A 5,585-nucleotide genomic window follows, 5' to 3' on the forward strand; every position below is an offset into this window, starting at 1 on the left:
TGCACATGAGAACGAAATAATTAATAAAACTAATACTAAAATATGCTTCATGGTATATATAGTGGCTAACGTATATGCTAAACTACGTGTGAGGGTGAGTCACCCGACACATGGAGTTTTAGCTGGTGTTGTGCAACGTTTTCTAATCAATAACAATGTATGAAATACTGCCTTTTTTCAAAATGTTTCAATACCACTCCTGTAACAGCGTCAATATGCAGAATCTCTTCGTCTGAAAAGTACTTTTCTTCATAAAGAGTATTCCATACAATCCAGTAATAACTTTTCATCTTTGAATCGAAATTCAATCTCTTTGTTAATGGACTAGATATCTTCTTAAGGTTCTGATTTTTAATAATTTGATCTAATTGATCTTCAGTAAGCCAATTTGAAGGTTTATTCTCCAGTAGGAATTTAGGAATCTGATCTATGTAAAGGTCATGTATAAGTTCTAAATCAGAATTCAATTCAACATAAACAATTTTCCTTACATATGGATATGAAAAATCAGGATGATTTAAAACGAAATTTATATTCTTCCCATCAACAAATGTTCCTCTTGTCTTTTTCCCTTTGCTGATCTCTCTCCATTTAGACTTCCCTTTTTTGTTTTTATAGTGATAAAAAGAATGAGGGTCCAAGGTAAAATATTTAAATAGTTCAACACCAACAGCTTCCTTCAAATAAAATTCAGCTTTTGAAATTACTTCACTAGTCGAATAACTCTGAGAATATGAGAAGTTATTTATCAACAAGAATATCAATATTGGTATAATCTTTTTCATGTGATAATAATGTTGCACAACGAAATTGCTAAACAGCGAGCGAGGCCGCGTCGGACGAGACTTGCTGTTTTAGCTGATGTTGGGCAACGTATATTATTTTGTATTGTCTTTAATGAATGGAACCTCTACGATTACACTCTCTATTAATCCGTTCTTTAATTTGTCTTTATTCCAATCAATGTCATAATATTCATATCTTTCAAATAGGAGATTATATGCTGACTGATGGAAGCCATAACTTTTAAGTTTATTGTAATTCATATTAGCTATTGAATCTGATATTGTTTTGGGATTATATTCTATTGATAGTAATGAAAGTAATGTGTCATTAACGATTTCATTAGAGTTTAAGTTATCCATTTTTTCTGAATTCATTGATTTTTGAATTTCATTAAGGATCTTAAAAACCGCTTTTTCATTATTTTCTACTTTACGTCTATTCCAAAACTCATTATAATATTTGACCTCTATATCAGTCGTATTATACGATAAGATTAATGAATCAATTAATGAACTTAGTTCTTTTTTTAGATAGATATCTTTATAAATTATTGGTGACGAATTTAGATCTAATTTTTTAATTAATTTTTTGTAACCAAAAGCTTTTACCGTTTCGTGAACCATTAATAGATTAGACTCCTTCCTTAACCACTTATTTGTTAGAATATTTTGATCTTTAAGGTTATCAAAACCTGTTTTTCTCTCGATGTAATTTTTATTACTATTTGAAGTAGAACATGATATAAATAACAAATTACACAATACTAGAAAAATAATCTTAATCATGAATTTTGTAGTTAGCTTAATATGTTGCCCAGCGTAATGGCTAAACTACGACCAGCGGGTGTGTCACCCGGTGGATGGAGATTAGCTGATGTTCTATGCTTTTAAATTATAGATCTATTTTTATTGGGATAATCCATTTGTTATTTATTCTACTTTTACAAAAGTTCGGATTTGTATATCCTTCAAAATCTATAACTAAATATGCTTTTCTATTTCTATCTCCTAAAGTTTTCATTTCTATCCCTTCTAACAAATTATTATAGGAAAAAGTATATTTGCTCATAGCGTCTGTAAAAATGACTCCTTCAAGGCTCTTAAATTCAATTTGTTGCATTCTTAAGTTATTCACTTTTAAAAATATTGTTGAGTCTGTTTTGAATTCTATTTCAAAAGTTGCAATCAAATTTTGCATTTGATTATTATCAAATTCTATCCAAGAACTATCTCTTTTTCCAATATTTTGCAAAACTTCTACACCTAAACTATCTTGAATTCGGCGTTTCATCACAAAATTATAACCAGCATTTTCAATAAATATCCCTCTATCTTCAATAATATCTCCTGTCAAGATTAGAGATACATCATAATTTTCAAAAGATGCATATGTACATGAACTCACATGTCCCGGATCACCTACTTGTCTTATTGATAATTTATCTTCCTTTAAAGCTTGTGAGACACCTGAACAGAATGCCTCATGATTATCAATACAATCTGAGAATGATACAGAAGTGGAATCTTGGTTATAATCCGAGGGAGAAAATTCTGAGGTATAAAAAGGAATTTCTGTTGAATCTAATTTTATGTATTCACAGAATTCCCCATAATATTCTGCACAACTATCATCTTGACAGTAAGTGTTTACTCTTGAAAAAAGTAATGTAATTAATATGAAAGTAATTCTTATCATCCTCTAATTGCATAGAACGTAAATGCTAAACTACGACCAGCGGGTGCGTCACCCGATGGATGGAGGTTAGCTAATGTTATGACTATTCTCGTATGTTTGTAACTTTATTATCAATAACTTCAAACCCAAAACCATCTTCCCCAGTAATATCACTTGACCAAGTTACATCTTTTACATAATTGAAATCAACAGTATCAGAGGTAGGAATATTCTTTACCATAAACTCTAGAAAATCCTTATTCAATAAGTTATTTGTGTCAGGAAGATTTCCAATAATATCTAATGTTGAATCAGTATTAATTCTAATCATTTCAAAATTATTTTGGTAACCTATTTTTTCAAACTTTTTAGAGCTAAAAAAGAATTTTGGTACACCTAGTGAATCATAATATTCATAAAAGGCTTTTATGTCACTAGTTTCAAATTGAATTATAATATTTCCAAGTGAATCTAATGTAAAAGTATTTGAATTGGCTTGATTAATTCCAGCTTTCTGTACCTTATTATACCTAACAACATAACGAAAACTTAAAGCATCCCATTCTTCAATTTTACTCCATGTATAATTTTCAAAGGTAGAATCTATATTATTATCAATTAAATAATCCTTAATCACTTTTATTGGGTCAATTTTCTTTTCACTAATAGGATAGTTAATACCACTTAAATTTGGTTCTTCTGAACTATTTGCACTTATACGATTACTTTCCTTTTTACAGCAAATAGATATAAAAATGATTGCTAAGAATAAAAAATATCTCATTGTCGAAAATTATTAGTCATAACGTGATGGCTAAACTACGTGTGAGGGTGCGTCACCCGAAACGTGGAGTTTTAGCTGATGTTAGCTGTTGTTATTTTATTGAGTTAATCAACCATTTCTTATTTTGGTACTTCAGTTCTACATTTAATCTTAATAATGCATCTGGAAAAAAAATGGTTACATGTTCTGTTGTTGAGTCAAGTTTTACCATTTTTTCAGCTTTGAAAACTTTAGGATCTTCCATTGAGTCTCCAATCCAATATGGATATTGTACTCCACATGCAAGTTCTTCTAAATCGAATATATCTTCAATCTTTAAATAATCTGAATATTTTAAATGAGTTAGTTTTTCATTACAATTAGCAAATGATGCTATGTAAGTTGTAATTAATTCTTGGGTAAAGAACCCTGATTTAGTAAGTTCATTTTCTATTTCTATTAAATTTAATCCCGTCATACCATTCTCTTTTTCAACATAAATAATATTTAAGATGTTTTGTCCTCCTTTATTTATGTACCAGTCATAAAATTCGAGGACAGTATCTTTAGGTTGTTGAATGGTAAAAATATTAAGACTAATAAATATTGATAGAAAAATTTTTGACATGTCTAGCTTAGTTTATGAAACTATTTCGTTGATGAATATAAATAACAGCTAACGTAATGGCTAAACTACGACCAGCGGGCGTGTCGACCGGTGGATGGAGATTAGCTGATGTTAGGTACTTTACTAATTAATTTTTTTTAGGTATCTACTACTCATCCAGCCTGCTAATTTAGGATTTTCATTCTCTGTACAACCAATTGTACAGTCCATAATAACAAACCACCAAACTCTTCCAGTTTTATCCACTTTTGAGTTTACAGCAATTCCTTTGTCACCTTTCTGATATTCCATAATTATATCTGAGTCATCTAAAGAAGGTATTGTTCTTAAATTATATGTTGACTTAGTGACAATAAATTTTTGATTAAGATGAATACTGTCTGGTAATAATCCTTCCTCATAATTATATTGAATTCTATCTGATTTTATAATCTTTATCTTCTCTGAAGAATTGATTAAATATAAATACGTGATATTATAGATTGGGTCTGCACAACATGATTCGTCTAAAATAATTACCTCTTTACCTATACCTAAATCTAATTCTTTTATCATAGTTATTTTACCGCTTAAAGTAATTAAATGATCGAGAGAATCGCCATTGTTCAAATACATTATAACTTGATTACCCTCTAAACCTGATTTAGTGTACCCCCCTTCATAAATTAGATCAACGAGTGTGTCGTTATTTATATAATATGGGTGATAATTTTCATAATTAACCCCCTTTTCATTTTCTAGTAATTTTTTTGCTCTGTAATCTAATTTTGGATCTAACCAATTATAATCGTCTGTTTGTTTGAATGGATTAAAAGATTGAGCAAAACTAGTACTCCAACTAGATAGAAGTATGGTCAATGCGAAAAAAATAAAATATCTTATTGGAATATTACTCATTAGTCTAATTCTTTTAGTTTGCTTGTAAGGCTTTTATTGTACCTAACGTGATGGCTAAACTACGTGTGAGGGTGCGTCACCCGAACGTGGAGTTTTAGCTGTTGTTGTGTTGCGTTTTATATGTATTAATGATTTTTGATATTTCTTTTGCTCTATCAACAATCATAAAATGATGTCCATTTTTTATTTGAAAATCTGATTTTTTGAAGATAGTATTAAATCTGATGTTCCATTTATTCTTAAGGTGTTTTCAATATTTTCCTTGCTTTTCCATTTTAACAAAGAATTTATTGCCCACTTTGTAAAACTTAAATCCGAATCTTTAAGAATGTCTTTTAATAAAGGATTTTTTGTTCCAAAAAGAAATGATGCAATTATAAATGGTAAGTTAAAGAATTTTGGATGAAGGAACTTTATAAAATTTATTTTACTTATTAATCGATAATGGATTGGTAGTTCTGAAGATTTTTCAACTGTTGATATTAAAACTGTAAACTCAGGTTTTAATATTTTTGAAATTTCAACAGCGATTAACCCACCAAAACTTACTCCAATTATTATGAATTTTTCATCTTTATCTATATTCTGAGATAATCGCATAGCATAACTTTTAAGTGATTCATTTTTATGTGGTTTTATCCAGTTTAATGGTACTTTTTCATATTTCAAGTCTAAACTATCATAGACTCTTTGATCAGCTCCAAGACCACTTATGCAATATGCTTTCAATTTCTAAATTTTAAGATGAAGTTGTTTAATGCGACACAACGTAATGGCTAAACTACGTGTGAGGGTGCGTCACCCGAACGTGGAGTTTTAGCTGGTGTTACAGAGCTT

General features: G+C 29.5%; 7 protein-coding genes. All 7 read right to left on the reverse strand.

The annotated features are described in order from the left end of the window. Window positions 1-146: 146 nt before the first annotated feature. Window positions 147-785 carry a hypothetical protein gene (locus HGP29_RS27705; RefSeq protein WP_168885725.1) on the reverse strand — a complete coding sequence of 213 codons (639 nt, stop codon included), beginning with the start codon at window positions 783-785 and terminating at the stop codon, window positions 147-149. Between the two features lie 93 nt (window positions 786-878). Then, window positions 879-1,571: a hypothetical protein gene (locus tag HGP29_RS27710; RefSeq protein WP_168885726.1), complete on the reverse strand. Its 693-nt coding sequence runs from the start codon at window positions 1,569-1,571 to the stop codon at window positions 879-881. Between the two features lie 106 nt (window positions 1,572-1,677). Further along, window positions 1,678-2,481 (reverse strand): hypothetical protein, encoded by an 804-nt coding sequence (locus tag HGP29_RS27715; protein ID WP_168885727.1) that lies wholly within the window; start codon window positions 2,479-2,481, stop codon window positions 1,678-1,680. A gap of 82 nt (window positions 2,482-2,563) precedes the next feature. Beyond that, window positions 2,564-3,244 (reverse strand): hypothetical protein, encoded by a 681-nt coding sequence (locus HGP29_RS27720; RefSeq protein ID WP_168885728.1) that lies wholly within the window; start codon window positions 3,242-3,244, stop codon window positions 2,564-2,566. A 91-nt stretch (window positions 3,245-3,335) separates the two neighbouring features. Continuing rightward, complete coding sequence (locus HGP29_RS27725) at window positions 3,336-3,851, reverse strand: hypothetical protein (protein WP_168885729.1); 516 nt, start codon at window positions 3,849-3,851, stop codon at window positions 3,336-3,338. Between the two features lie 123 nt (window positions 3,852-3,974). After that, entirely contained in the window at window positions 3,975-4,748 is a 774-nt protein-coding gene (locus HGP29_RS27730) for a hypothetical protein (protein ID WP_168885730.1), read from the reverse strand. Window positions 4,749-4,931: 183 nt separating this feature from the next. Beyond that, window positions 4,932-5,477: an alpha/beta hydrolase gene (locus tag HGP29_RS27735; RefSeq protein ID WP_235958360.1), complete on the reverse strand. Its 546-nt coding sequence runs from the start codon at window positions 5,475-5,477 to the stop codon at window positions 4,932-4,934. Between the last annotated feature and the right edge of the window lie 108 nt (window positions 5,478-5,585).

This window comes from Flammeovirga agarivorans, from assembly GCF_012641475.1.
GTDB classification, from domain to species: Bacteria; Bacteroidota; Bacteroidia; order Cytophagales; family Flammeovirgaceae; genus Flammeovirga; species Flammeovirga agarivorans.

Coding starts and splice junctions, on each gene's coding strand:
- HGP29_RS27705 (WP_168885725.1), bottom strand. CDS start 785: ATGAAAAAGATTATACCAATATTGATATTCTTGTTGATAAATAACTTC.
- HGP29_RS27710 (WP_168885726.1), bottom strand. CDS start 1,571: ATGATTAAGATTATTTTTCTAGTATTGTGTAATTTGTTATTTATATCA.
- HGP29_RS27715 (WP_168885727.1), bottom strand. CDS start 2,481: ATGATAAGAATTACTTTCATATTAATTACATTACTTTTTTCAAGAGTA.
- HGP29_RS27720 (WP_168885728.1), bottom strand. CDS start 3,244: ATGAGATATTTTTTATTCTTAGCAATCATTTTTATATCTATTTGCTGT.
- HGP29_RS27725 (WP_168885729.1), bottom strand. CDS start 3,851: ATGTCAAAAATTTTTCTATCAATATTTATTAGTCTTAATATTTTTACC.
- HGP29_RS27730 (WP_168885730.1), bottom strand. CDS start 4,748: ATGAGTAATATTCCAATAAGATATTTTATTTTTTTCGCATTGACCATA.